Origin of the sequence: Virgibacillus sediminis (genome assembly GCF_042643265.1) — a bacterium.
GTDB lineage: Bacteria > Bacillota > Bacilli > Bacillales > Amphibacillaceae > Virgibacillus_O > Virgibacillus_O sediminis.
The window spans coordinates 25,951-51,239 of the sequence record NZ_JBHRRZ010000008.1; the positions used below are offsets into that span (position 1 = coordinate 25,951).

General features: G+C 44.3%; 24 protein-coding genes and 1 pseudogene. 21 read left to right on the forward strand and 4 right to left on the reverse strand.

All coding sequences use genetic code 11. The features are described from left to right. Positions 1 to 13: 13 nt before the first annotated feature. The 18 genes from ACFODW_RS04305 (at position 14) to ACFODW_RS04390 (ending at position 17,381) form a co-directional block, all read left to right on the forward strand. Complete coding sequence (locus tag ACFODW_RS04305) at positions 14 to 1,042, forward strand: conjugal transfer protein (protein WP_390303480.1); 1,029 nt, start codon at positions 14 to 16, stop codon at positions 1,040 to 1,042. A gap of 34 nt (positions 1,043 to 1,076) precedes the next feature. After that, positions 1,077 to 1,301 (forward strand): TcpD family membrane protein, encoded by a 225-nt coding sequence (locus tag ACFODW_RS04310; protein ID WP_390274425.1) that lies wholly within the window; start codon positions 1,077 to 1,079, stop codon positions 1,299 to 1,301. A 74-nt stretch (positions 1,302 to 1,375) separates the two neighbouring features. After that, the gene (locus tag ACFODW_RS04315; RefSeq protein WP_390303483.1) at positions 1,376 to 1,840 is read left to right on the forward strand and encodes a TcpE family conjugal transfer membrane protein; all 465 of its coding nucleotides are present in this window, start codon (positions 1,376 to 1,378) and stop codon (positions 1,838 to 1,840) included. 22 nt (positions 1,841 to 1,862) lie between these two features. Beyond that, the gene (locus ACFODW_RS04320; RefSeq protein WP_390303486.1) at positions 1,863 to 4,454 is read left to right on the forward strand and encodes an ATP-binding protein; all 2,592 of its coding nucleotides are present in this window, start codon (positions 1,863 to 1,865) and stop codon (positions 4,452 to 4,454) included. 29 nt (positions 4,455 to 4,483) lie between these two features. Beyond that, positions 4,484 to 5,116: a hypothetical protein gene (locus ACFODW_RS04325; protein ID WP_390303489.1), complete on the forward strand. Its 633-nt coding sequence runs from the start codon at positions 4,484 to 4,486 to the stop codon at positions 5,114 to 5,116. Between the two features lie 69 nt (positions 5,117 to 5,185). Next, on the forward strand, positions 5,186 to 7,486 hold the full coding sequence (locus ACFODW_RS04330) for a CD3337/EF1877 family mobilome membrane protein (RefSeq protein ID WP_390303492.1): 2,301 nt from the start codon (positions 5,186 to 5,188) through the stop codon (positions 7,484 to 7,486). An 18-nt stretch (positions 7,487 to 7,504) separates the two neighbouring features. Further along, positions 7,505 to 8,182, forward strand: coding sequence for a hypothetical protein (locus ACFODW_RS04335; protein WP_390303495.1), 678 nt, complete (start codon positions 7,505 to 7,507; stop codon positions 8,180 to 8,182). A gap of 15 nt (positions 8,183 to 8,197) precedes the next feature. After that, positions 8,198 to 9,280, forward strand: a complete 1,083-nt coding sequence (locus ACFODW_RS04340; RefSeq protein WP_390303499.1) for a peptidoglycan DD-metalloendopeptidase family protein — start codon at positions 8,198 to 8,200, stop codon at positions 9,278 to 9,280. Between the two features lie 271 nt (positions 9,281 to 9,551). After that, a complete protein-coding gene (locus ACFODW_RS04345) occupies positions 9,552 to 10,220 on the forward strand; it encodes a hypothetical protein (protein WP_390303502.1) in 669 nt (222 codons plus the stop codon). A 265-nt stretch (positions 10,221 to 10,485) separates the two neighbouring features. Further along, positions 10,486 to 11,541 carry a replication-relaxation family protein gene (locus ACFODW_RS04350; protein ID WP_390303505.1) on the forward strand — a complete coding sequence of 352 codons (1,056 nt, stop codon included), beginning with the start codon at positions 10,486 to 10,488 and terminating at the stop codon, positions 11,539 to 11,541. 14 nt (positions 11,542 to 11,555) lie between these two features. Next, complete coding sequence (locus ACFODW_RS04355) at positions 11,556 to 11,777, forward strand: hypothetical protein (RefSeq protein WP_390303508.1); 222 nt, start codon at positions 11,556 to 11,558, stop codon at positions 11,775 to 11,777. A gap of 668 nt (positions 11,778 to 12,445) precedes the next feature. Further along, positions 12,446 to 12,619 carry a Spo0E family sporulation regulatory protein-aspartic acid phosphatase gene (locus ACFODW_RS04360; RefSeq protein ID WP_390303511.1) on the forward strand — a complete coding sequence of 58 codons (174 nt, stop codon included), beginning with the start codon at positions 12,446 to 12,448 and terminating at the stop codon, positions 12,617 to 12,619. Between the two features lie 101 nt (positions 12,620 to 12,720). After that, entirely contained in the window at positions 12,721 to 14,979 is a 2,259-nt protein-coding gene (locus ACFODW_RS04365; protein WP_390303514.1) for a type IV secretory system conjugative DNA transfer family protein, read from the forward strand. Positions 14,980 to 15,064: 85 nt separating this feature from the next. Further along, positions 15,065 to 15,910 carry a S1 RNA-binding domain-containing protein gene (locus tag ACFODW_RS04370; protein WP_390303517.1) on the forward strand — a complete coding sequence of 282 codons (846 nt, stop codon included), beginning with the start codon at positions 15,065 to 15,067 and terminating at the stop codon, positions 15,908 to 15,910. Between the two features lie 12 nt (positions 15,911 to 15,922). Next, on the forward strand, positions 15,923 to 16,609 hold the full coding sequence (locus ACFODW_RS04375; RefSeq protein ID WP_390303520.1) for a hypothetical protein: 687 nt from the start codon (positions 15,923 to 15,925) through the stop codon (positions 16,607 to 16,609). 67 nt (positions 16,610 to 16,676) lie between these two features. Further along, positions 16,677 to 16,823, forward strand: a complete 147-nt coding sequence (gene sda / locus ACFODW_RS04380; protein ID WP_390303523.1) for a sporulation histidine kinase inhibitor Sda — start codon at positions 16,677 to 16,679, stop codon at positions 16,821 to 16,823. A 154-nt stretch (positions 16,824 to 16,977) separates the two neighbouring features. After that, complete coding sequence (locus ACFODW_RS04385; protein WP_390303526.1) at positions 16,978 to 17,175, forward strand: hypothetical protein; 198 nt, start codon at positions 16,978 to 16,980, stop codon at positions 17,173 to 17,175. Positions 17,176 to 17,300: 125 nt separating this feature from the next. Further along, entirely contained in the window at positions 17,301 to 17,381 is an 81-nt protein-coding gene (locus tag ACFODW_RS04390) for a putative holin-like toxin (protein WP_390303775.1), read from the forward strand. A gap of 406 nt (positions 17,382 to 17,787) precedes the next feature. On the opposite strand, the pseudogene ACFODW_RS04395 reads toward ACFODW_RS04390, so the two are convergent. From ACFODW_RS04395 to ACFODW_RS04410, 4 genes and pseudogenes are all read right to left on the reverse strand, one after another. Then, positions 17,788 to 18,015 (reverse strand): annotated as a pseudogene (locus ACFODW_RS04395) (iron chelate uptake ABC transporter family permease subunit); the annotation flags it as partial. A 172-nt stretch (positions 18,016 to 18,187) separates the two neighbouring features. Further along, positions 18,188 to 18,943 carry a cytochrome c oxidase assembly protein gene (locus ACFODW_RS04400; protein ID WP_390303529.1) on the reverse strand — a complete coding sequence of 252 codons (756 nt, stop codon included), beginning with the start codon at positions 18,941 to 18,943 and terminating at the stop codon, positions 18,188 to 18,190. Between the two features lie 70 nt (positions 18,944 to 19,013). Next, positions 19,014 to 20,537, reverse strand: coding sequence for a hypothetical protein (locus ACFODW_RS04405; RefSeq protein ID WP_390303532.1), 1,524 nt, complete (start codon positions 20,535 to 20,537; stop codon positions 19,014 to 19,016). 151 nt (positions 20,538 to 20,688) lie between these two features. After that, positions 20,689 to 21,585: a LysR family transcriptional regulator gene (locus ACFODW_RS04410; protein ID WP_390303535.1), complete on the reverse strand. Its 897-nt coding sequence runs from the start codon at positions 21,583 to 21,585 to the stop codon at positions 20,689 to 20,691. A gap of 258 nt (positions 21,586 to 21,843) precedes the next feature. Here ACFODW_RS04410 and ACFODW_RS04415 point away from each other — a divergent pair, with 258 nt between their 5' ends. The 3 genes from ACFODW_RS04415 to ACFODW_RS04425 all read left to right on the forward strand — a co-directional run bounded on the left by ACFODW_RS04415 (position 21,844) and on the right by ACFODW_RS04425 (position 25,260). Further along, the gene (locus tag ACFODW_RS04415) at positions 21,844 to 22,866 is read left to right on the forward strand and encodes a phosphotriesterase family protein (protein ID WP_390303538.1); all 1,023 of its coding nucleotides are present in this window, start codon (positions 21,844 to 21,846) and stop codon (positions 22,864 to 22,866) included. 24 nt (positions 22,867 to 22,890) lie between these two features. Then, positions 22,891 to 23,898, forward strand: coding sequence for a phosphotriesterase family protein (locus ACFODW_RS04420; RefSeq protein WP_390303541.1), 1,008 nt, complete (start codon positions 22,891 to 22,893; stop codon positions 23,896 to 23,898). Positions 23,899 to 24,159: 261 nt separating this feature from the next. Further along, positions 24,160 to 25,260, forward strand: coding sequence for an FAD-dependent monooxygenase (locus ACFODW_RS04425; RefSeq protein WP_390303544.1), 1,101 nt, complete (start codon positions 24,160 to 24,162; stop codon positions 25,258 to 25,260). Positions 25,261 to 25,289: the final 29 nt, after the last annotated feature.

Here is a 25,289-nt window from a genome sequence, read left to right on the forward strand (position 1 = left end):
AAGGAGATGAGCAATGAACCATATTCAAAAGAAGAAAAAGAAGCTTTATAAAGACTCGGATAGCATAGGCTTATGGGAAAGGCTGAAAAAGTTCGCAACTGCAAAACCGAAGAAAGAAAAACCGATACGTCCAAAAACTTATCGAATGAGAAAGCTTGGAGCTGTTACCTTCTGGCTCCTTTTTTCGTTCATGTTTTTAGTCGTGCTGGTGACAATCACCTCTGAATCCAACTCGGCACAGTCCACCGAGGAAGAACAAATGGAAGTAAGTCTGAATCCTGCAACAAAACCGGAGGCGATTCAGTTTGCAAAAGGCTTTGCGAGAAACTATTTCACATGGAAGTCAGATAACGAAGGCTGGGAGGATCGCCAAGAGCGACTCTCCCGGTACTTGGCCGATGGGTTGGATGAACAGGCAGGACTGATCACCGAAGGACTGGAATGGAACTCGAGTGTTCAGGGGGTTAATCTCCGCCAAGTGGACGAAATCACCGACCGGAAAGCACATATTATCTTTGACGTCCGCATGCAAATGAAAAAGGAGAAGGAGACAGAGACCATCAGTAAATATTTTGCAGTCCCGGTCATCTTTAACGGAAGTTCATACGGAGTGTACGAGCTGCCATTCATCACCCATGTCGTAGAGGAAACAGATGTAGAAGTAGATGAGAATCGATACCAAACGACACTGACTTCTGTTAAAGACAATAGCGAGGTCGAGAACATCGAGGGTTTTCTGGGAACATTCTTTACAAGTTATGTGGAGGATTCGGAAGACCAGCTCAGTTATATCCTGACTGACGAAGACCATCGAAACGGATTAAACGGGGCTGTGGAGTTTGTAGAAGTGAACAATGCAGAAGTGTATGAAGGGGAGCAGGACAATCAGTTTATCGTCATTTCGGAAGCTACCTTCGAGGAGCCGAACTTGAATACTGCGTTCAGAGCGGTTTATAAACTGGTGGTGGAGAAAAGGGACAATCATTACGTTGTCTCAAAACTGAACGCAGAACAGCAGATAGAGGAGATGGCCAATGAATAAATTACTGACCAAATCGGAAAGGAGATGATGTGCAGTGTCACTAGAATCATTATTTAACTGGTTCACAGGCGAATTACAATATGTATTGTTTTTCGTCATCCTGGTATTGCTGCTCGTGGCCGTTGCCAAACGGGCATGGATTTTTGCGGTAGGTGTCCTGATTGCCGGTGCTTTTATCGGCATCTTTGTATTGAATCCTTCCTCGATCTTAGCCTTGTCTGAGTGGTTCAGCGATAAATTGAATATCGGGGGCGGATAAGAGACGTTGTACCAGTGGAGGGGCATGACACTTGCTCCTCCTTAACTGGTACAAGTATAGGAGGAGAGAGAAGAATGAGAGAAGGAGAAGAGAAACGTATTCCGCTGTACGTCATCAATAACTTCCTGAAGTTTGAGCGGAAAATCTACCAAATTTTTGGAGTGAAACTCGGAAGGCCGGTGTCGCTGAAAGGCTTACTATACTTTCTCGCATTCGGAGCAATCGAAGGAATTTGGTATGTCACACCAGTGCTTGGCAGATTGATCCAATGGCTGCCGCCGGGCATCCTGTTTGTCTTGCCCATAACATTTGCCTGGCTGTTAACAGACGTGGGGACAGAAAATCGATCTCCGATAGCTTTCTTCCGATCGCTGATTTCCTATCATCTACGGCAGGCACGACAAGTCACATATGTGCGGGGGAGAGCAATACCAAAAGAAAAGAACCATGTGTTTCATGGTCACTACACCTATGGCATCAAGAAGAGTTTATGGAGGAAGAGAAGATACCGATACAGTGGGTTCGTTACCTACAAGTAAACCAGATTGGGAGGAGATAGAATTGCGTACCAGTATTCTAGAATTTCCGATGAAGCATATCGAAGACAATCTGGTATTTGCCCGGGATGAAACGGTCTGGGCGTACTACCGGATTGAAGGATTCGGCTATGACTTTTTGGATTTCGATGATAAAATAAAACCATTCCAGAGGCAATTGGGGTTTTTATCCAATAACGGGCATGACCTGCATTTTCTCATCGATCCGACACCCATGAATGTCAGCGGTATCATGAACCAGACGAAACAGGAATTGGAACGGCTGGATTATCCGTTAAAAGACAATGGTATTCATTTGATGCAGCAAGTGGAGGATGAACTGAACCAACAACGGTCAAGGAACGAGTCGGGAGAGTATGTCCATTACTTGGGTGTCCAATTGGACCCAGCCAAAAACAGCATTCAATCCTTGAATGTAGGCAACTCGGCTATCTATCAGCTGAAAAACTTTTTACAGGGATTGAGTTCCCCGGTGTATCATGCAGTTGGATTGGATTCATACGATATCCCGAAGGAAGTTATCCGAGCCTACCAGGAACAGGCGGAGAGCTTGATCGTGAACATGGTAAACGGATTTTCATCGATGGTGAAACCAGCCACCTCTGCAGAAATCATTTATTTAGCAGAAAAAACATATTCCGTCTCTCCGACTCATCAGGATGTCACATACCGAAAAGGTTTCACGTCCGGTTACCCAGTAGAAGGAATGGATTACAAAGAGAACAAGCATGAAGCTGTACGTCCGAAAGAAAAAGCATTTGTTGACTTGCAAAATGCTAATATTGAAGAAGTCGGTCCCAAGACCCTGCTATCCAGTAAAATCATTGATAATGAAGTGGAAGACCTATATTCCCAGTATGTGATATGCAGTAACATGGATGATATGAGCATGCACCCGGGTTTCGAGTGGCTGTATCATATTCAAGCCCGCATGCCTTTCCCCATCGGCATATCTATACGGGCAAACTATCAATCTAACAAGTTCATAAGGAAGAAATTAAGCAATGCCAGATTGGAATTCAAGGATCAGCGGCAGGAAGCCGCCAAGGGAGAAGAAGCGGTTGATCTAAGCGTGAACGAATCGGAACAGGGCGCCATCCAGATGGAGAATTACTTTAAACAGACAGGGCAGCCGGGTTACAGTTGTTCTTTTGTCTTCAAGGTGAGTGCTAAGGATAAGAAGACTCTCAACACACGCGTGGAGCAATTGACCAACGAACTTTCCCGGTTCGGCATTTCCGTGCTTCCTCCATACGGGGAGCAATTGAATCTTATGATGGAGACAATCCCTGGCTCTAAATCCTTCAATAAAGATTACCAAATGCATGTATCACCGAGCGTTCTAGCAGGGATGATGTTCGGGGCGACTACGAATATCGGCGACAACCGTGGTTTCTATATTGGTTATACCAAGCAGTTTCATAAGCCTGTTTTCATCAAACCGGACCTTGCGGCGAAAGCTTACGAGAATCTGAACAACGTCTTTGATTCCATATCTGTACTGGTTGCCGGGATGACGGGGAAAGGCAAATCCTTTTTCATGAATCTATTCGTCTATCTGGCTACTCTGACGGGCTCGCAGGGGTTGATAATTGACCCGAAAGGTGACCGGAAGGATTGGAAGAATGGGCTGCCTTACATCCCGAAAGACTATATTTCGGTCTGGGAAATGGGCACCGATGAAAGGGATGCCGGCTCTCTGGATCCGTTCCGTACCAGTACGAACATCGAAGAGGGCAAAGACATCTGCATGGATATCCTGTCCCACCTGGTCAACGTGAATATCGATGACGATGCGTATACGTTGCTAAGTGAAGCTATCGAGGCAGTGGCCAAACAGGACGACCCTTGTATCGGTGCAGTAATTACGTATCTGCAGAACATATATGAAGAGCAGCACGAGCATATGACCTCGGTGCGTCATACGTCGGTGGAGAGGCTGAAGAGCACCTTGGAAACCCTGCGTCGCAACCAGCTGGCCAAATTGTTGTTTGGAGAAGTTGGACAGGAATACAAAGTGTTGAAGACGGGGGTACCAATCCAGGTACTCATGGTTCAGAACTTGAATCTTCCCAGCGGTTCGGCAAAGAAGTTACGACCGCAGCACAAAATCTCTGAAGCGATTATGATATCTTTAACTGCATTCACCAAACAATATATGTTCAACCAGGACCGGATGAAGCACAAGTTCATTTTGCAGGATGAAGCCAGTGTAATTGAGCGGAGTGCAGTAGGTGCGGAATTGATGGATTTCATCGTACGGATGGGACGTTACTACAACACTACGCTTATTAAAGGGTCCCAAAATGCTTCTGACCACGGAAAAGAAGTTGCGAACATGGGGATGAAGTTCAGCTTTGGCTTGAGGAAAACGGAGGAAGCCAAAGAAATGCTGAATTACTTCAACTTACCCCAGACACAGGAAAATATCGATATTCTGAAGAATCTGGAGCGTGGAGATGCCCTGTTTCAGGATATATTCGGCCGATCGGCGGTCATCCATGTCGATGCAATATTTAGAGATCTGATAGAGGCTTTTGACTCTTCCACAGCTACGGAGGAAGAACGAAAAAGGGAGTTGATGCAGACTTCCTAAATTTCCTAAATTAACAGAGGGGTGAACACATGAACAAGAAATTGATAGGGCTGATATTGTTGAGTGTTAGCTTGTTAACGATTGTTGGATGCTCATCAAACAGTGATGCGAGTTCGGACGAATCTGCTGAAACGGAAAAGGAGAAGGTATTTGAGGAAACCGATGAAATAGCACGAGAGTTCTACCAAGCTGGGTTTGAGCTGAATATCCCTAAGGCACATTCCATGTTGTCACCAGCTGGCCAAGAAAACCTTGAAAACGAGCCGTATGTTACAGGGATTGTGAAAGAAGATGGCAGTGATCTTCATGCTAGGGATATGATTAAGGAAGAGGATTATGAAGAATATAAAGGTGAATACTCTGACCAATTTAAGAATTTTAGCAAATTAAATGATGAGTATGAAATACGTCGTTACGATAATGTTTATAACGATGAATCTGGAGAAGTCATTTATTATGTTCAACCTTGGAATGGCTACGAATTTGATGATGGCGACTATAACTTTATAAGTATGAAACAAAATGAGAAGGGAGAATGGAAAGTAAAAGAATACGTAGATAGACAGTTACCTGATGATGTACCAAGTTCTGAGTCTGGTACGGTTATCCATCCATTTGAAGAGTCAGAGGAATCAAATGAAGATGAGTACGGTTTTGAATAAAGTACGAGAGGAGGCATATCGCTCTGGATAATCCCTTTTTAAATAAAGGGATTATTTTTATGCGTAAATATGAGGAATTCGACTTTAAAAAGGATAACTAAGATTATATTGATTGTGACTCTATTAACTACCGGTATAGGGGTTAATCACCCAATTCATGCTGAAGACAGGCAAGGAAATGAGGATGGGGAAGAGCAACTAGGTAACTTTAAGGAAGAGGGCAAGTCCTATTATCACTTGGATGCAGTCCCGGAAGACTTTGCTAAAGATGAAGGTTTTATGGATAACATCAAAAGCAATCTATGGTTTTTGGATTCAAACGAAATATCCCAGAAAATGAGTGAAATGTTTAACTATCTAGCAAATATCGCATTTGATATGAACATCCTTATGACTAACTTCATGCTCTCCTCCCTAGATTTTGCGTATGAATTTAACTTCATCAATACAATCATTGAGAAACTAGACGATATCGTGGGGGGCATAACAGGAATAAGCGGGAATGGCCATATCACAAGCTCCGGTATTTTCGGCAACCTAGCCATCTTTGCAGCCGTGTTTGCGGTGATTTATGCAGCGTTTCTCATGTTATGGAAAAGATCAATGTTTGCATCACTTGGAACGATTATTCAGACCACACTTGCTTTAACGGTTGCTATTCTGTTATTTACAAACTACTCTCCGTTTTTAACTGGGCTGAACCAAATCACTACGCAGGCAAGCTCTCTAGTCTTAGCAGGTAACTCCCAGGACGTGGATGATGGAGCCCAACCTTCTACAACCTCTCGTCTAGATGAAGAGAGCCTAAAAGATGGAATGAAGGATAACATTTGGGGATTGTTTATAGATCGACCCTATTTATATATGATGTATGGGGAAACCGACTTGAACAGTTTAGCTGATAGCAAGAGCGAAGCTGTTAATAGGGTGAATAATATTTTAAAGGAACAGCCAAATTCAGAGGAACGATATTCAGCTATATCAAATGAGTTAGAAGTTCATCAGAATGAACATTTACTTTACGATAATATCCGTTCTCGGCTATCTTTTACGGTTATGTACTTGGGGATCAATGGCGTCGTGTCCATTCCGATTTACTTGCTATCCATTGCTTTGCTGGTCTTTCAGTTTTGGTTCATGCTGATTGCTATTTTCGCCCCCTTCGCTTTGCTGTTTGGGGCAATTCCAGGACAGTTTAATGTGGTTAAACGGTATTTCATTGAATTGGGATTGCCATTGGTTCTTAAAATAGTCGTATCATTTACAGCCCTTGTCATTTTTGCCATATCCGATTTATTGTACGAAGCTGATTTTGTAGTGGCAGATAACAATGGACCAGTGGAAGCCTATACTGCCGCGGCCCTCATCCACTTTGTATTGTTAATCCTTATTTTCCTTCTACGGAATAGGATTAGAAACATATTCTCAGCTGGATCTCAAGGTGTTCAGGAACTTAGAGAAGGAATGGGCAGTTTGACAAACCCGTTGAAAAAGGGTGTACAGGGAACCAGCACGGCGGCAGGAGCAGCAGTTGGGGCAGTGGCAACTGGCGGAGCAGGAGCAATTGCGGGAGCGAATGTAGGCGGGGCAATAGGAAGGGCAGCAACTGGAGAGGGGAATGTCGGTGACATTGCCAAAAGCGGAATGCATGCTCACCGTTCACATCAAATGGCCTCCTTACGAAAGTTGCCGTCTGATAATGCAAGCCTTAAGAATATAAAGGAGTCCGATTCCTCCAGTCAGAATGAACTAATGAAGGAAAAGGTAAATCGAGATAACAGGGGATCAGAGGAACAGTATCCTCGCCTCCGACCTATGGACGGAATGAGATCCCAGAGAAAAAGTGAACACCTAAGTGTACAAAAACCACCTATATCAAATGACTCGGTAGAGGATACACCGGATATGTATGCTGACGAGGCGAATTATATCCCGAGCACCCCGACTGTTGATCCAGCCCAAAGTGAAGTACTCAATGATGATTCCTATAAAGTAAGTGAGTGGATGGAAGAAACTCCTGATTTATATAGGGAAAATGTAACTTCACCAATCACAGGGTCAGCGGAAATGGAAGGCAGCACCCGCGAAGGAGGTATATCGGAGAGGGAAATTGAAAGTAGTTCAGTCCCACCTATGGAGGAACAAAGACATATCGCATCTACCGACTCAGTAGAGATCCCTGCAGGAACATCCATTCAGCCAAAGGAAACTAAGCCATCTATGAAAGAGCCGCCGGAGTTAGATACAACAAATCTTAATAGACACCGGAATCAAGTAAAGGAAAGAGATACGGATTCAGCCAATATGATTTCTTTGGAGAAATCGATGCCACCACAAGAAAAGGAAGATGACTACCCGACGTTGGATTAGGAAAGAGGTGACCGAGTTGTGAGTGACAGAACAAAAAACATTATCGTGTACAGCGTGATGGCGGTTGCCATTGCGCTTTTTATTTATGCCGTTTTCGTTGGTAACCAGCAAAAACAACTGGAAGAAGAGTCTAATCATTCTTCCAGGAAGGAACAGAGCGAGGAAGTTCGAAGTTATGACTCTTTGGGTGATTCCGCACCAAACAGTCAGCCAAAGAAAAGTGATTTAATCACGGAGGAACACCATGAGGAGGTACAAATCGACATACCTGAAATGGATACGCTCATCCCTCCGGAAGGGCAATATGCCGATTACTTTTCTAAAGAGGCAATCGAGGCATCTCGTCAAGCAGCTAGAAACTTTGTAGAAAAGTATTATTCCTTTCAAGGGGAAGAGCCACTGGAACATATCGAAAATGCCAAACCATATATGACTGATGACATGTACGAGGAATTAAAGAATGAAAATCCGAGACCGACAGCTGCAGTGTCCTATAAGGAAGTGGAGACCATCGATGTTTATGAACCCTATGAACCGACGGAGGAGCATTTAATTTGGAAAGTACGTGTACAAGGAAACGTTTTTGACAGTGGGGGAAATAAAACGGCCGAAGAAAGCATGGATTATACACTCCAGATGGAAGAGGAAGAAGGGTCATTCAAAGTGCAGAATTACATGTTGAATGTCCCTTATTAAAATGAGTGGATAGCCATGGGAAAGATAATCAAATGGGTAGTAGGTTCATTCATCGGTTTAGGATTCCTAGGCGGTCTAGCCATCTTGTTTGGTATGGGGATCCTACTATTATTTGTCATTGGTTTTGAGTTTGGGGAGGAGGAAGAGTATCTATATCCCAATATCCCTTCCGCGATTGCGGAAGAAGAAATACCGGAACAGTTCATTCCGATTTATAAAGATGCTGGAGAGGAATACGGGATACCCTGGCTTCTATTGGCGGCGGTTCATCGAGTCGAAACGGTGTTCTCTTCCATTGATATGGTTTCTCCGGTTAACGCCGAAGGTCATATGCAGTTCATGCCTTGCAGTTGGCTAGGCTGGGAATATCCGTCCTGCGAAGGTCTGGGAGGTGTCGAGATACCTGAAGAAATTAAAACAGATCCAGATAAAATTGAAGAGTACGGGGGCTTCGGGATAGATGCAAATGGTAATGGTAAGGCAAGTCCATGGGAAGAGGAGGATGCGATATTCGCAGCCGCCAACCATTTGGCTCCCTATATCAACGGGGATGAAGGCTTGCGAGAATCGTTGTTGGCCTATAACCACGCCACCTGGTATGCAGATGATGTGTTGTATTACTACCGGTTGTATAACGATGGATACAAACCTAAAGAGGGAGGCAGTGTAGAAATCCATGGAGATATGGCATGGATGGTGCCTCACACGAAAAACCTCACTTCAGATTATGGTTACAGAACAATAAGGGGAAACCGGGATTTTCATGCTGGTATTGACGTGGCCGGAGGAAATGACCTTGGACAGCCGATTGTGGCATTCATGGACGGAAAAGTGGTAGTTTCCCAAAATGGTATCGGCGGTTTCGGAAACCTGGTTGTTATTCAGCATGGAGATGAGATGCGGACATACTACGCTCACCTGATGGAACCGGGGCTCCCGGTTGGAACAGAAGTGAAGGCTGGACAAGTCATAGGAAAAATGGGGACTACCGGCAATTCGACTGGAGTCCATCTGCATTTCGAAGTTCATGTTAAAGAAGATGGCGATTTTCAGCAAGTTGATCCCATGCCTTATGTGGAGAAGTTTTTGGGAAGTTAATCAATATGTATGACGTTTAAAAGGGGGTGGATGTATCGCTGTAAAGGCATGCATGAATTAGACCGTCCGACGCCAGAGGGAAAAGACGTCGGACATATATTTAGGGGATTAAATCCAAGTATAACAAAGTTTTTCTTTCTGTGTGTCGGACGTTCATTATATAGCAAACTTATTTTTCTGGTAACGTCTGCCTCATGGAAAGCTGTTTATAGGTGTATCAATGTATTTACAGCTAAAATCACGTCGGACAAAGGAGAGGGAGAATGAAATAATGAGAACGCACTACCTGGAATTACTGAAATGTGTGGAACTGTTCAAGGAAGAGACCATGCGGCGGCTATATGAACTGGAGCCGGAAGAAAAGGATGGCTTTGTACCAGGCAACCCCTTGGCGAGAGCAACACCCCTTATGGTAAATGATTACCCGGTCTACCAGTTCTCCTATGACGGGATGCTGCCCTTATATAAGGAGAAAGATAGAGAATATCTGGCCCTGATCCGCAACTATTATCACCGTATTACCTTTGAGGCATATGATTACTCCAAAGTTGAAACACCGTTGAACCGCGCAGTGTTAGTTATTCAGCATTACTTCAGGGATGGTATCATCCGGGATTTGGATAACAGGAATCGGAAGTATATCATCGATGCCATCCGGCAGACCGGGCTGGTGAAGGATGATAACTGGAAGGAGCTGTCTATTATTGAAGAAGGATTACCAGATAAACAGAACCACATTCAGGTTTACCTGCTGGGAAAAGAGAATAGGGTGAACTTCTTAAACTATCTGGAACACAACAGTCACCATCTGAAAAAGATACCAGAGGTGGGAAGGAGAAGGGAGATAGAAAGTGAAGCAAAGCAGAAGCCACAAGAAGAAATAGAAGATAATCTCTTTCACAACGAGAAACACCACTTGCAAGAGTTATGGGGGAAGTAAGCTAATGTTTTACATGGAGGATGACTCATTTTCCTATGTATAACATTAGCTTTTTTTAAATGGCTCAATATTTAATATGAGTTCAAATTGATATTGTACATGCATTATTTGATACAGACAGCTAATAGCAGGCATGTATGGAACTTGGGAACGAACTGGGCGGGTGAGGGGATTTTTGGATAGTTTTGTTGAGACAGTACGGAGGACACGAAGAAATGGCGAAACAAAACAGCCACCGCACGAACTGAGAAAGGAGGTGAAAACAATGCCGAAAACCACCCATAAACCGGTAGTGAAAGAGCTCCAGCCATTGGACGTGGACATACTCAAAAACCTATACAATTACCGCGCGCTGAGCACCGGGCAGGTGAGCGAATTCCACGGGATGAGCATGCCGTACACCTATCGGAAGCTGAACATCCTCCGCAATACAGGCTACATCCGGTCGGAGCCGATACGCGGCTATATCAGAGGCCAAAGCAGACAGGGGAACTACCACCGCATCAGCGAGGCCGGCATCGCCTGCTTGCGGAAGCAGGGCTATCCGGCGGAGCGTCGAGCGGACGATCTCCGGATCAAACGGTTCCACTTGCCGTTCGTGCTCACCACCAACAACATCCTGATCAAGCTGGAGCAGGCCGGATGGACGGTACAAGACAGCCGTAGCGTCAAGAAGCAGTTCCACCTGAATCGTTCCACCAATGTGCAGGGGATGATTACGACGCCGAGTGGCATGGCCTTTGTCATTTACACGTTCCTGCACAGCACATCGGCCAAAAACCTGAAGAAAATCATCCGGGAGATGGAGCAGCACCGATTCTTCGATACCTATGCCTTCTTCACGAAGGGGCAGGAAAGCTTCAGCCAGGTGGTGGACCGCTTGATGGACAGCAGGGTCATCCGGGAGTGTAAGAGCCTGAAAGTATTCCCACAGACATTCGGGATCAATTATCTTCTTGCTTTCCAGACAAGCGAAGAGCGGATGATGAAGGAATTGGCATACCGGGGAATACACCACGTGCCTGCCACTGAAACAGGCAATACAGCAAGAGGGCATCCAGACGGACTCAGCCAGATTGTCCAATATGAGGATGAGGAAATGTATTTCATCAATTTGCTGGACACCGATCTCATCAAAATCAAACACATCCTGCAATACCGGAAAGACAGATACGAGCGGAACGGTCGAAGGGTACTGGTGCTCACACACCCGGGACTCCGCCCGAAACACGAAGCATTGTTGCAGCACATACACCACGTACACTTCTTGGAGGTAGGAGGAGAGATATTGGAGACGGCATTGAGGAATCAAAATCAATGATAGGAGGTCAATCCATGATTGCAGAGAATCAACATGCTTATCCCACGTATGAAATACTGACAGAGTTGAAAAGCATTACCCGGCATACTCATTCGGAGCGGTCGCTGAATAAGGAACTGCAAACCTTCAAACCAGAGATTCAAAAACGAATATTGCAGGCAATGAGAGTATTGCTTGCAGATGAGCTGGCCTATGTGATTTCCATCGAGAATATGAAGCGGTATAGGGCTCCTTAGGTAAGACAGATGAAAATGGAAGTTGGAGCAGGAAAGAGTCAAACAAAGAAAGAAACATGAAATATGCCCACACTTTGCCATTTAAACAAGAATAAGCTATGTAAATGAAAGGAGAGGAGCAAAAATGATCTATTTATATGTCACGGCTGCTTTCCTGTCAACTTCTATAGTAATAAAGGCTATTCAAGTCAGACGTGGAATGAAATCGGATTATAACGTATGGATATTCGGTACGCTGTTAACCGTTGGTCTTCTTCTGGGGAGCATCGGTCTTGGGTTTGAATCTAAATACAGTATATATCTCATAGCATACGGAAATCTCTTATCCTTTGGTTCCCTATGTAGTGTGATAACTTCGTATCTCTGGGAAAAGGGTAGACAGAAGGTTAATCGTATCAGGAATTAGCGAAGAGAAACTATGTTCAATTGCAGTACCGTTCTTGATGACGGTGCTATTTTTATGCCTGATGATAGACTAAATGCCTAACGCTCAGGTGTACATGGCAATCATCGACACAGATATCGTCAGAACGGTTATCTAAGTTAGTGGCATTATGACTTCTTTTGTCGAAGCTATTGCCCAAATACTGGAAAATTGGCATAATCAATTTCGTTGGGTCTTCCAACGAAAGGCCTATTCAAGATTAATCAAAGAGGAGAAATGAATCATGGAGCAAGTGATAGAACCAGTGGAAATCGACCTACCTGCACTTATTAAGAGAAAGAAGCAGGAGATGATCGAACTTGGCTTGGCGTATGGACTGGCTAACCCTAGGACGGTTGAATGCAGCCAACAATTGGACAACCTCTTGAATCAATTGCAACATGGAAAACTATACTAGGAAACAATATATACAGAACAACAAAATAAGGTAAATGACAAGGGCACCGTGTGAGCGGTGCTTATTTTTATGCTCAATTTTTACAGTGAGGTGATACACACATGCTAATGACCATAACCCTGATCGGCTTCACTCTTGCCGTCACGGGAGGCTTCCTCCTATTCCAGGAGGCAGTCATACCTAGTCCGCTATTTCCTTTGGGTGCAGCCGGAACACTCCTGGCATACTATTTAATGCATAAATGGAGCGGCAAAGTAACCATTTCGCCGGCGGTGAAGCGCCTGGTTGGTCTCACCATCACTCTGTTTGTCGTCATATCTCTTGGTGCTATGGTTTTTCAAATCTGGCAATGGGAACAGATGGTGACCAGAGAATTTATGATGAAAGTGACCCTCCTCCTGTTTGGAACACTGGGCATCTACTTGAATGTCCTATTCATGCGTGCAGAATCCGCCTATCGGAAGAAGAGGGGCAACCAACGGATCACCGAACAGCCGCAGGAAGGACATATGGAATACAAAAAAGACCTGAAGCAGTCGAAAAGCAAAAACAGCGAGGAGATTGTGACGGTATTGGGCAACTCTCTGGAACATAGCGACACCCCCATCGTGTGGAAGGGAAAAGACATGTTCACCCACATGCTGGTGGTCGGAGCCACCCGTTCCGGGAAAACGGCTTCCGTCTTAGAACCGATGATCTATCAGCTCCTCCTGCAAAAGAAGCAGGGGAAGAAACTCGGCTTATCGGTGGTGGAACCCAAAGGGGAGTTTGCCGAGAAGGTGAAGGAATTCTGTGATGAAATGGATATCCCCTATATTTACATCGACCCCACCAGCCCGGATACCCACAAATTCAACCCGATGGAAGGCAACGTAGAAGATGTCGTGGAAGGCACCGTCATTGTCCTGCGCGGATTATTCGGGAAACAGGATGCTTTCTTCGCCAACGTCCAGGAGTTGGCAGCCCGGAATGTGACCAGGCTGTTAAAGGAACTGAAAGGCGATGAAGTGGACCTGATGGAAGTGCTGGAGACGTTGAGAGACCTCAAACTTCTGGAACAGCGGACCAATGAACTCCGCATGCGAGACGGGGAGACCGACCTTGTCCACTCCATCGAAAATGAATTGCTCGGAAGCATGGCGGAGAAATACAAACAGTTTGTCATCGGCTTGCGCGCTCAGCTGGAGAACATCACAAGTAATGAACTGTTGAAAAATATCATGTGTGGCAAAAGCGACCTCGAAGTGGATGAACACTTCGCCAATGACGGGGTGCTCATCGTAAACACCGCCCTCGGCACACTCAAAAAGGCCGGTGATGCGTTTGGCCAGTTCCTGATCATGCATTTGCAGAACGGCACCTTCCGTCGCCCGGGCACCGAAGACATGCGTACCCCGCATTTCATGTTCATCGATGAGTACAAACGCTACATCAATCCGCAGGTGGAGATTTTCCTGTCGCTCGCCGCCAGTTACAAGGTTTCCGGCATTCTGGCTTCGCAGTCACTCGGTCAGCTGGAGGTGGAAGCGGGGGATATCAGTCCGCGTGCCATGAAACAGGCGATCATGACCAACTGCCGGAACAAATTATGTTTCAACGGTATCGGCTTTCGGGATGCTCAGGAATTTGCCGATGAATTCGGAAAGGACAAGATCGTCATGCGGCAATCGACGTACAAGCACCGTATTTTCCTGCCGAACCTCTTCCCGGATTCCTACCGGGATACGGAGTCGGAGGAATACCGCTTCGACCCGACCGACATCATGGACAACCTGCCGAAATACAGCTTCGTTCACAAAATCATGTATGAAGCAGCTATGCAGAAACCATCCCTTGCGCGAGCAAACTTGGTGCCAGCCGATTGGAAGGAAAAGCGGGAATGGGAAGACAACCGCCTGAGGGTCAGGTTGCATAACGGAATGAAGAAAGCCGGGGCTGAGACGATGGCTCAGTTAAAACGGATTTCAAACGCAGGGAGAAGCATGCAACAGCCACATACGGTTCAGCCTGCGAGTCACGTATCCATGAAGCGAGTTGGAAACTGGGAAGACCTGCAAAGGCCGACAGAAACAAAACATATTTCAAATAGGACGGAAGAAGAATCACCGTCCGCACCTATTCAGCATGAACCGCCTACAGTGGCAGTCCAAGAAGAAACACAGGATGAACCGATTGACGATATCGGATCGGAGCCAGAGCCATCCAGCCCAGTGGTTGCATCTATAGATTATCCGCCGGAACAAGAAGAGAATGCCGACCCAGTTTACGAAGAGCCAAAGCAAGAGGAAGAACCCAACCAAAAACAAAAGAAACCGGAAACGGTGAAACCCAAAGCATCCAGTGACGGCTTTTGGGATTGAGAAGTCCTTCTCTAGAGAGAGGGGCTTTTTTATATAAATGTATCTCCAAGAGATTCAAAACCACTTTAAAAAGGAGCGATTAACAATGGCAGAAGAATTGAATGAAAAGGTAATGATTGAAGGGTTTGACCCAGCCAAAATGGTGGATCAGGAACAGGACCACACGATGGAAAACTGGATGAAAATCTACGGGGCTTACCAGAACAGCAAAATCCTTTATGCTCCGATTTCCGGTATCGAAAAGGTGGGGCCGGACGGGGAAGAGAAGACAGCCTGTGCAGTCGTCCGTGTCGGTTCGATCCGTGGATTGATTCCCTTGGAATTCACGGGGGCGCAGAACCTCCGGCAGCTGCGTTCCATGACGGGTCAGGATATCGCCTTCATGGTGCTGAATTACGACCAGGAGAATGAGCTGTTTACCGGTTCCCGGACAAAGGCGCTGGAAAAGATGGCTGATATCACCCTGCGGAAAATCGAGGAAGGAGATGTCATCCCGGCAGTCGTCCGCCATGTGGGCGATGACTATATGCTCGGAGACATCGGCGGCATTCAGGTGTTCCTTCCGATAGCGGAAATTCGCTACGGATGGATCGATGACCTGCATGAGGAATTCAAGGAAGGCGATGCCCTGAAAGTGGAAGTCTTGTCCATCGACGAGGACAAGAAGGAAGTACAGATCAGCGCGAAGGCCCTGCAGCAGAACCCATGGCCGGATTGCGTGAAACGATACCATAAGAACGGGGAATACGTCGGAAAGGTATCAGGAGTCCGAGAATATGGCGTGTTTGTCCGCCTGGAGCCGGGGGTCGATTCCCTGTCCAGCCACTTGAAGTTCCAGAACGTCCAGAAAGACGACCGGGTGCTGGTGCGCGTGGATAACATCAATACGGAGAAAGAACAAATCCGCACGCGCATCACCCGGGTATTGTAAGGAGGTATTCCAATGACAAGCCCATTCTCCATCAAACGGCCATGGGAATTACACTGGAAGTGCCTGCCGTCCAATTTAAGAAAAATGAACTATGTCAATGGCGAGTCGCCCAAGGAATGTGCCGCCTTGGATGCCATAGCGAAGGTAGGGATAATCGGGGGAAGACAGCTCTCCCGGTTGTTCCGCTTACCGAAGAAGCGACTGAAACGGATGGAGAGAGAACAGAAGATCGTGCGCCATGAACTGCGTGTGAACAAGCAAACCATACCCGTCTATACCCTGGGACAGGTGGGAGCGGTGATTACCGAGGTCCCTTATGAATCGAACTACTGGGTGGAATACCGAACGAAAGATGTTTTAAAACGGTTGATGTTTTTTGAACTGTATCCATACTTTCCTGAATCGGCAATCCTCTCAGCCCCCGGACCCTTTACAGGAGCCATCGAGTTTCAAGGAAAGCTGTTCCATATCTATGTATCCCGGGGGGACATCAAGGACTTGATCATGCACCTGAAATGGAAAGGTATTGGGCAGGAACGGCTCATTATTGTGGCGGAGTCCTTGAACCATCTCCAGCCCTTGAAAATATATGCAAAAGAAATGAAGCTGCGTATCACCACGGATGAAGACTTACAAGCAGGCGAGGGAAAGTTGTTTTACTTGCTGAATCAAGATGGGGAATTCGTCAAAGAAGGTTAGTTCATCAAGGTTTTATCTGGAAAAAGAAAAATGAGTTACCTATTGGAACTAGAAAAGGGGGAGGGCGTTGAAACATCTATCGGATGAACTGTTGATCCATGCATATAAGAAGGCTCTGGTTATGGATTTGGATGGAGACTTCATCTCTTTGTTGGAAGAGGAGCTGGAGAGGAGAAAATTGTGGCACAGAGTAGGACATTCAGCCGAAAATTAACGTACTTTAGGGCAGAGAAGTATGATAATTACCAATAATTTATGGATGTTTAAAAAACAGTGACAATTTTGTCAATTGCCATATTTTTTAGAGGAGATATGAGAGAATAAAACCACAGCGAGTTTGAGCTGAACCATGAAGGGAGTTGAATGGGATGTTTATTCTTGTACGGAGAATAGATGATTCAACGGAGGTTTTAACCAAATCCAACAGTCAAATACCTAAAATGTTCCCGGACTTTCAATCAGCAAAGATATTCGCGCAAAAGTTAAACAATAGCATGGAAATAGATAAACAATGGAAAGTGAAATCGGTGATGGATAAGAGGGATCGTCTAAACAGGCAGGCATAAATGAAATAAGAGAAGGTATGTTCTATTATTGAACGGTAATCTTTGCTATAATTATCTTGTACAGCAAGGCTTTCATGGGTGGTGGCTCACTCCCTGACTTCCATGACGGAAGGGGGTGATGCCTGATGACAGTATTTGAATCGTTGGTTCTGATGATTTCCTTTGGAACGTTGATGGTTGCGATTCAGTCGAGTCAAAAAAAATAACCACCCATAAAAGCTGGCAAGCGTTTGGGTAGTTATTTTCCCACTCTGTGAGCCGCCCCCTTGAAGGGCTGTTGTACAAGACCGCTAGTGTGACCGCACTGGCGGTCTCTTTTTATTTTATGCAATGATTATATTTTTATTATACCCGATATTGTTGGGAATGAAAACATCTTGGATGGTTAGTGTCATTTCATGCACATGAAGATGGGGCATCTTTATCGGAAAAACTGTATTGTTCTCAAATTCACCCCAAAGGGATATGGAATTTTATGGTAGAATAACTGGAGAATGGAATCACTACACTTAAAGTAACGAGGTACTAAGTATAAAAGCCAAAAAGGGGTAATAGAAAAGATAACCTGGACCATCCTCCTTTGCAGAAGAAGTGTCCAGGTTTTAAAAGATACTAATTTGCTTTTCTTAACAAATAAATGAAATAAGGGGCCCCGATGAATGCTGCCACGATCCCGGCTGGAATAGTATCCGATACTAACAGGTTCCGGCCGATCGTGTCTGCTGCAGTCAGTAAAATCATTCCCATCAACAAAGCGATTGGGAGGAATAATTGGTGTTTGGGGCCCACCAAGCTCTTCGCTATATGAGGAGCCATTAGACCGATGATGTTAATATCTCCCACTTCATGGAGATTTCTAGCATTTCATTAAAACGGCGGATCTTTGGGGAACATGAAAACGAGCGCCAGATCACCCGGAACTCGTTTTTTCTTACTGGTGTCAATAGAAAATTGGCTGTGCTTTCAATTTATCTGCACCCTTTTCAAAAAGGATCTATAGCATTCTACTTTATTAAGCTGTGGTATTCACTTGGGATAAGGCTCTTTCATTAACATTCTTTCTTTTATACGGGCGAGAGTAAACAAATATGGACAGTTGGTGGAGGATGATCATAATTATTCCACTTAACCTCTGATCCATCATATTTGAAAAAATCTTCCCGTGGCTATGTGCTTGAAATATTCCGTACACTTCTATATTCATGACAAGTAAAAACATACAAGGAGGCATAATTAACCACATCTTATAATTCAGATATCTTTTTCTTTTATCCCCCAATACTTCATTGATCAGTTTAGGAGTCAACGGCAGCCACATGATGATGGCTGCACTGAATAATAACAGATGAAATAGGATATGAACGAATTGACTACTCATCATCCAATCAAATACTTGAGGGATATGGTAGAAATAAAAGATAGAGGCAAAAGAGATGATACCCACTAAAGGAAACTTAAATAATTGCAATCGTTTTTTCAAATAATCAAGTGGCAGGCTATAGATCAATAGAGGCGGAATAATGAAGCATAGCATGCTCATTTGCAACATATGGATACTCAAATAGTGATGGCTATGCATGGCCATCGGGCTTCCAAAGGAGAGAAATATCAATGAACAGGCAACGATAAAAGAAGCTATTTGGTCATTCTTTACGACAGTTTTCATTGATCTTTTCTCTAAAAATCTGATCCCAAGTAAATAAAGAATACTTATAACTAATAATCCAATTAATAAATTTACATTCCAAATCTGCTCACTATGATGCATGTGAATTCCCTCCTTCTTTTAGAAAAGCAGCCACCTATGTGACTGCTTTTCAACTAGAATTCTAATGTTTCTAATGGTGATGCCCGCATGAACAAGCACTGCTCAGATGAGGAGGTGTCCAAAGCGGATTGTTGCAGTACTTCGGATCTGCTCCCACCATTTCCATAAATAAAGGGTGGTAGTTTTTACAAATATTTAACTCTGTGAGCACCCAATCTTCCGGATCTTTGGCATAATGCTCCCAATAGTCACCTTTCATATTTAACCCGGGAACAGCAGGGATCCAGGATTCGGAAAGAAGGAGATCAGGGTCGCCATATTTGGAAGCTATTCTACGGATTTCAGGATCATCAAGTGCTAACAAATGACCATCTTTAATAATGGTTTCTGTACCGCCACCAACCATTTCGGCTGTAACAGTAGGGAAGTACAGGTGGACGTGCCAATGTCCGACTGGCAGTCCCATTTGGGCAGCTTTGCGTTCCATGGAACTGGAAATGATCGTACCAAAACCAATATGAATTACACCGCTTCTTACTCGTTCATATAGGCAGTTTACCCAGCCTTTCAGAAAATCTTCTCTCGGACGGTGGACATGCGGATTCGTCCCAATGGAGGCTTCCCACCAGCGAAAAAGACCTTTGTCCGGGAACCCCGGATATTGTATGTGATCGGTGTCAGCCTTCACTTTTCGGAGTTTTTCCCCGAACTCTCCGCCTTCATTAATTTCCGTAATCTTTCCTTTTTTCACTTCCAGTTGGATCCATGGGACAGGGCCGATGTGGTTCGTTGTTCCGGCAATAACACCTTCTGCATCCTCTTTTGGATGGTATAGCCATGGACGTCCTAATACATGGCCTGGGAGATAGGTTTTCCCGAAGTCCGTGTTTCCTTCCCAGAACTGTTCAACCAAATCTGGATTGAAAAATTCGCGTTTCGAATCATAGTACTCATCATGATTGGTATATGTTAAATCCGTACCTTCCGGATCTTGGATGCGAATTTCTTTTGAGTTTCGGATGCGATCCCACGTCCACTTATCAATTGCATCAATAATTTCATAAGGCGTTGTGTGAGCTGGAGTAGCCGTTAATTCTTTTGTCATAAACGGCATACGCTGGATTTTGATATTGTTTGATCGCAGCACTGGTCCGCCATAGCCCCATAAGAGTTTATCGTATTTTCCTTCTTTCTCCATTTCCTCCCATTCGTCCATCCATTCAGCGAGTTCTTTTGTTCTTGATAAGTAATATTCTACTTCGTCATGGCCTTTCCATCTGACAACGGGTCCTTTATCTACCTCTTTCACTTCGTAATTCACTTCAAATTTTTCCAATACTTTCTTACATGCTTCCACTACCATCGGATCATGCCAGTTGTCAACCCGAAGGAGGACCCGTTCACCAGGTTGTAGATCCCATCCAGCATGAAGGCCGTGATTGTATGGCCGTTTTGCAACTTCTTCCAGATATGGGATGAGATCTTCCGGTTTTTGTATATCAACGAAAGGCGGGCAGCGAGGTGGTGTTTTTTCAATTAATGGTGGGCTGTCAAAATTTGGCTTTCCTTTTACTACTTTTTCTGCTCTAACCATAAGAGATCACTCCTGTTTTATAAATATTCTTAACTTTGAATCTATACTTTTACAATAACAGGTTAGAGATTATATTAGAAATATTCATTTTATTGATTAGCTATTTGAATCTCGAATAAGTAATTGATTAGAGGAGTCAACTCTACCGTTTCTACGCTTTGAAATATTCTAGAAATTTTCTTGATACTGTTGATAAGTATCCTTTTTTTCGCCAGATGATACCAGAGGGCCGCGTTTTTATGCTTGGATTAATAATTTCTTTATAGATAATTTCATCATATGGAATAAGATTTTTAGCTGATTTAGGGACAATGGCAATGCCAATTCCATGATAAGCCCAGTTTAATAATGTCGCGATATTATCACTCTCAGTTATAATTGTCGGTTCATATCCGAGGGTTCGAAAGGAATCTTTCACTGGTTCTACTGTATCATTGTACGAGGATGTGCCTTGAAGCCTTCTGAGTAGCATTAACGGTTTGTCTTCCAGGTTTGAGAGATTAATATAGGGAAATTTGTTGGAAATGTCCCATTGTTTATTCATTACCGCTATCATTGGTTCCTCGGGTAATCTAATCATATCAAAAACTTGAGTATTTACAGGCAGTCTTGTAATCCCTAGTTCAATATTCCGGTTTTCTAGGAGTTCCATAATTCGATTGGGGTCACCTTCATGAATTTGAAAATTCACCTTAGGATACATTTTTTTAAAGTGCTGGATTTTCTCTGGTAAAAGTTCTGAAGCTAGTGAAGTAATGGCGCCAATTGACAACGTCCCACTGATTCCTTCCCTCAGTTCTCGAACTTCTTCGGCAGTTAGATCAAGTAAGTCTAATACTTCCTTTGCTCTTTGATAGAGCAATTCCCCTGCATCTGTTGTGACGACCTTTTTTGTAGTTCTTTCTATCAAGGAGACATTTAATTCATCTTCCAAAATTTTTAATTGCTGACTTATCGGTGGCTGTGTCATATGCAATTTCTTCGCCGCACCTGAGAAAGAACCTTCTTCTACAATAGTTAGAAAGTATTTTAATTGCCTTATTTCCATCTCACTGTATCCTCCCTAGTTTAGCGTCCCTTGTATGGAACCATAAGAATCTATTTATATTATTATTGAATAAATATTCTAATAAATCAATATTTAACATCTTTTTTGGGGTATGGTAAGTTTTAAAAAACAGGGTGGTGATAGGGAAAAGAGGAGACTCATTTAGAAGGTCGCTTTTTCACGTTTAATTTTGATAAATTAGCAAGCGGTTACAGTCAGAGATGCTCCGAAGACTAAAATGATAGGAGGTTTTTCATAATGGTAGAAAATCTAAATGGAGAGAGTACAGCACTTGTTCATACGGTTCTGGGACCAGTACCTGCAAAGGAACTAGGTGTGATCCTTACAAGTGAGTCAATTTTAAACATTGTGCCAGGAGCGGAATTTGCGCCAGAGATTGATATGGATGAAAATAAACAGTTTGAGGTCCTGAAACGTGCCTTGAAGGAATACCGCTGGCTTGGAGGGGGGACGATAGTCGACCGTGGCGGCATGTTCCGTGGTCGTAATGTGTTATTATACCGAACATTATCTAAAGAGACGGGGGTGCACATTATTGGTTCAACGGGGCTAGGACCGGAGACCATGATTGGATCGTATTTTACCACAGGCCAGAAGAATCCACCGGGCCCACTTCCACTCGACCATTTGGCAGACCTTTATGCGAAAGAAGTTACTGAGGGGATTGTGGTTCCGCGGCGCGAGCGTTCAGGACCGGCTGGTTTAATTTGTACGGAGGCGAGCAGGGAAGGCATTACCGAATTGGAGGAACATCTCTATCGTGCTTCGGCAAGAGCAGCGCTGATAACTGGTGCTCCCGTTTCAATTCAAATTGGCAACGATGCAGAATATGAACTGGATATTCTGGAGAGAGAAGGACTTGACGTGAGCAGAGTGATTGTAGGTGGTCTTGATCGTCTGGATATGATGGAGCGGGGCGCTGCATTGGAAATTGCAAGGCGAGGTGCCATGGTTGCATTAGATCATGCCGGCTGGAATCCTCATGAAGGTTATGTGAGTGATGATCGCCGGGTGCAGCTGGTGCTGGAATTATTCGAAGCAGGACTTGCAGATCGTGTGGTTGTTTCGAGCAATGCTTCAGGTTGTGCAATCGGCCAGGAAGTTTCCCAACTTGGATTCGGCCATGTGCTTGACTCATTTGCCCCGTTGCTCAGGAAGGCAGGATGCAGTGCAGAACACCTTCGCCAATTATTGGAAGAAAATCCGAAGCGTATACTTTCCCTGGAAGCAGAAGTAGATATTGAAATCACTAATTCTTAAGAGCCTGTAAGGAGTGAAGATAAAATGAGTAAGATTAATACGGTTTTAGGGCCTATTTCACCAGAACAACTTGGGGTCACTGCAATGCATGAACATATTGGATTTGGGTTGCCAGGTTGTGACCTGGATCCGCAATGGTGGACTCCGCGTCATCAAATGCTTGAAGTAACTATAGAGAAGCTCAGCCGTTTCCGTGAACACGGGGGCCAAACAATGGTGGATTGTACAGGTATCGGGACAGGAAGGGATATCCCATATTGGCAGGTGATTTCTAGAGCAACCGGTGTCAATATCGTTGCCTGTACGGGTTTTGTCGCAGGAGATTCTGCGCTGCCATATTTCCGGAACAAGTCGATTGAATATCTCGCTGATTTATTCTATCACGAGATTACTGTCGGTGTTGAAGGAACGAACGTAAAAGCGGGTGCTGTCAAAGTAGGGGTCAGCCGTGGAGGGCTAAGTGAGTTGGATGAGCGGATTTACCGAGCAGCAGCAAGAGCGGCAAGAGCTACAGGGGTTCCCATTTTAACCCACTTATCAGTAGAGGCTGATCGTCAGATGGATCTGTTTGAAATGGAAGGATTATCTTTAGATCGAGTTGTTATTGGACATTCGGATATGGGGATGGGAGCTGATATTGAGCGTGACTACCGTATAGCAGAACGTGGCGCATATGTTGGCTATGACACGGTCGGGTATGACACTGAAAAAGGAACGCCTGAACAGCCAGCGCCATATTGGTCACGTCCGAGGGAGGAACGTCTCGACCATGTAATGACCTTCTTTGAGAAAGGATATGAAAAACGGGCGATAATCTCTGCAGATGCAAATTGCTGGCCGCTTGGTTGGAAATCAGTTAATCATTCAGTAAATGAGCTATTTGAAGTTTTCATTCCTGACTTAAAAGAACATGGCTTGGATGATAGGATTATTGAATTATTGCTTGTTGAAACGCCTGCGAAACTTTTGACCATGCAGGATCCACAACCTAATTTAGTAAAAGCGGCTAAACAAGCAGTTACACAAGGATAATGAAACGCAAAGGAACATAACAGAATAGGACTAATACCCGGTTTCTTTCAATAGCTAGTCCAGATTAACAATATAGAAAATTGGAAGATACCGGGACAATTAGATTCACCCTATGGCAACATACTATTGGCTTGAAGCAAGAACGTTATATGTGTAGAAAAATGATAAGCGGACTAGCTTATAAGAATGCAGAATATTCATAACACGTTTGTTAAAAGTGCAGGCGAGGTTAATCTAAACCATAGAAATTGGGGGAGAAAGATGAAAAACAAGTCTGATTTAAGTGTTGCTATTGTTGGTGGAGGTATTGGTGGCGCAGCGGCAGCGGTCGCATTGCATAGCAAAGGAATTAAAGCTAATATCTACGAACAGGCATCTGATATTAGAGAACTCGGTGCTGGAATAGGGATGAGGCCTCCAACTGTACATTTTTTCAAAGATTGGGGGATTTACGAGGAAATCGTACAAAAGAGTTCTATAAGCGGCTATATGGCAGTATTAACAGCACATGGAGAGGTCCTGGTAAAGGAAGAATGGCCGGTTTTAACCGACAATCCAAAGGAAGATTGGGCGAGGTTAATTCACCGTGCTGACTTAATTGAAACGTTTTTCAATCAAGTCCCAACTGAAAACGTGCACTTAAAGCATCGCTGTAAAAAGGTCATCGAACATGAGGAATGTGTGGAAATTCAATTTGAAAATGGAAATAGAATTGAAGCGGATTTATTGATTGCAGCAGATGGCATTCGTTCAGTGGTAAGACAGCAGATTTTTAGTGACGTAAAGCCGATTTACTCTGGAATGCATGCTTACCGGACAGTGTTGCCAGAGAAGGAGGCATTCAATTTAGCACCAGATGACACTTTTCGAGTGTTTGTTGCGGAGAGTGGTTCGCATGTTTATTTAATGCCGTTACCCCACCGCAATCAAGTATCTTATGACATTACCGTCCATTCCGAAGATAAATCTTGGAAGCCGGTCGTCAGTATAGAAGAAATACTAGAGCACTTACAAGAGTTTAATCCTATGTTTCAAAAAATGGCGGATCTAGCTGAAAGTTTTACTTGCCGTGCCATTTATGATATTGATCCAATCGATCGCTGGACTTCTGGCAGAATTGCCCTACTTGGTGACGCAGCTCATGCGATGCTACACCACCGGGGACAAGGAGCAAATATGGCGATACAGGACGGAGGTGTATTAGCAGAAGCAGTAATGAAAGCGGACACAATCCAAGAAGCTTTAAAAATTTATGAGTCACTCAGAAAGCCAATCAACCATGAATACCAGAAATTATCACGTCTGACCCCTAATAACAAGAGGGGAACAGCTTTTCCGGAAAAAGAGATATTAAAATTTTAAGAGGAGTACGTTTATATCATTTAAGGTGT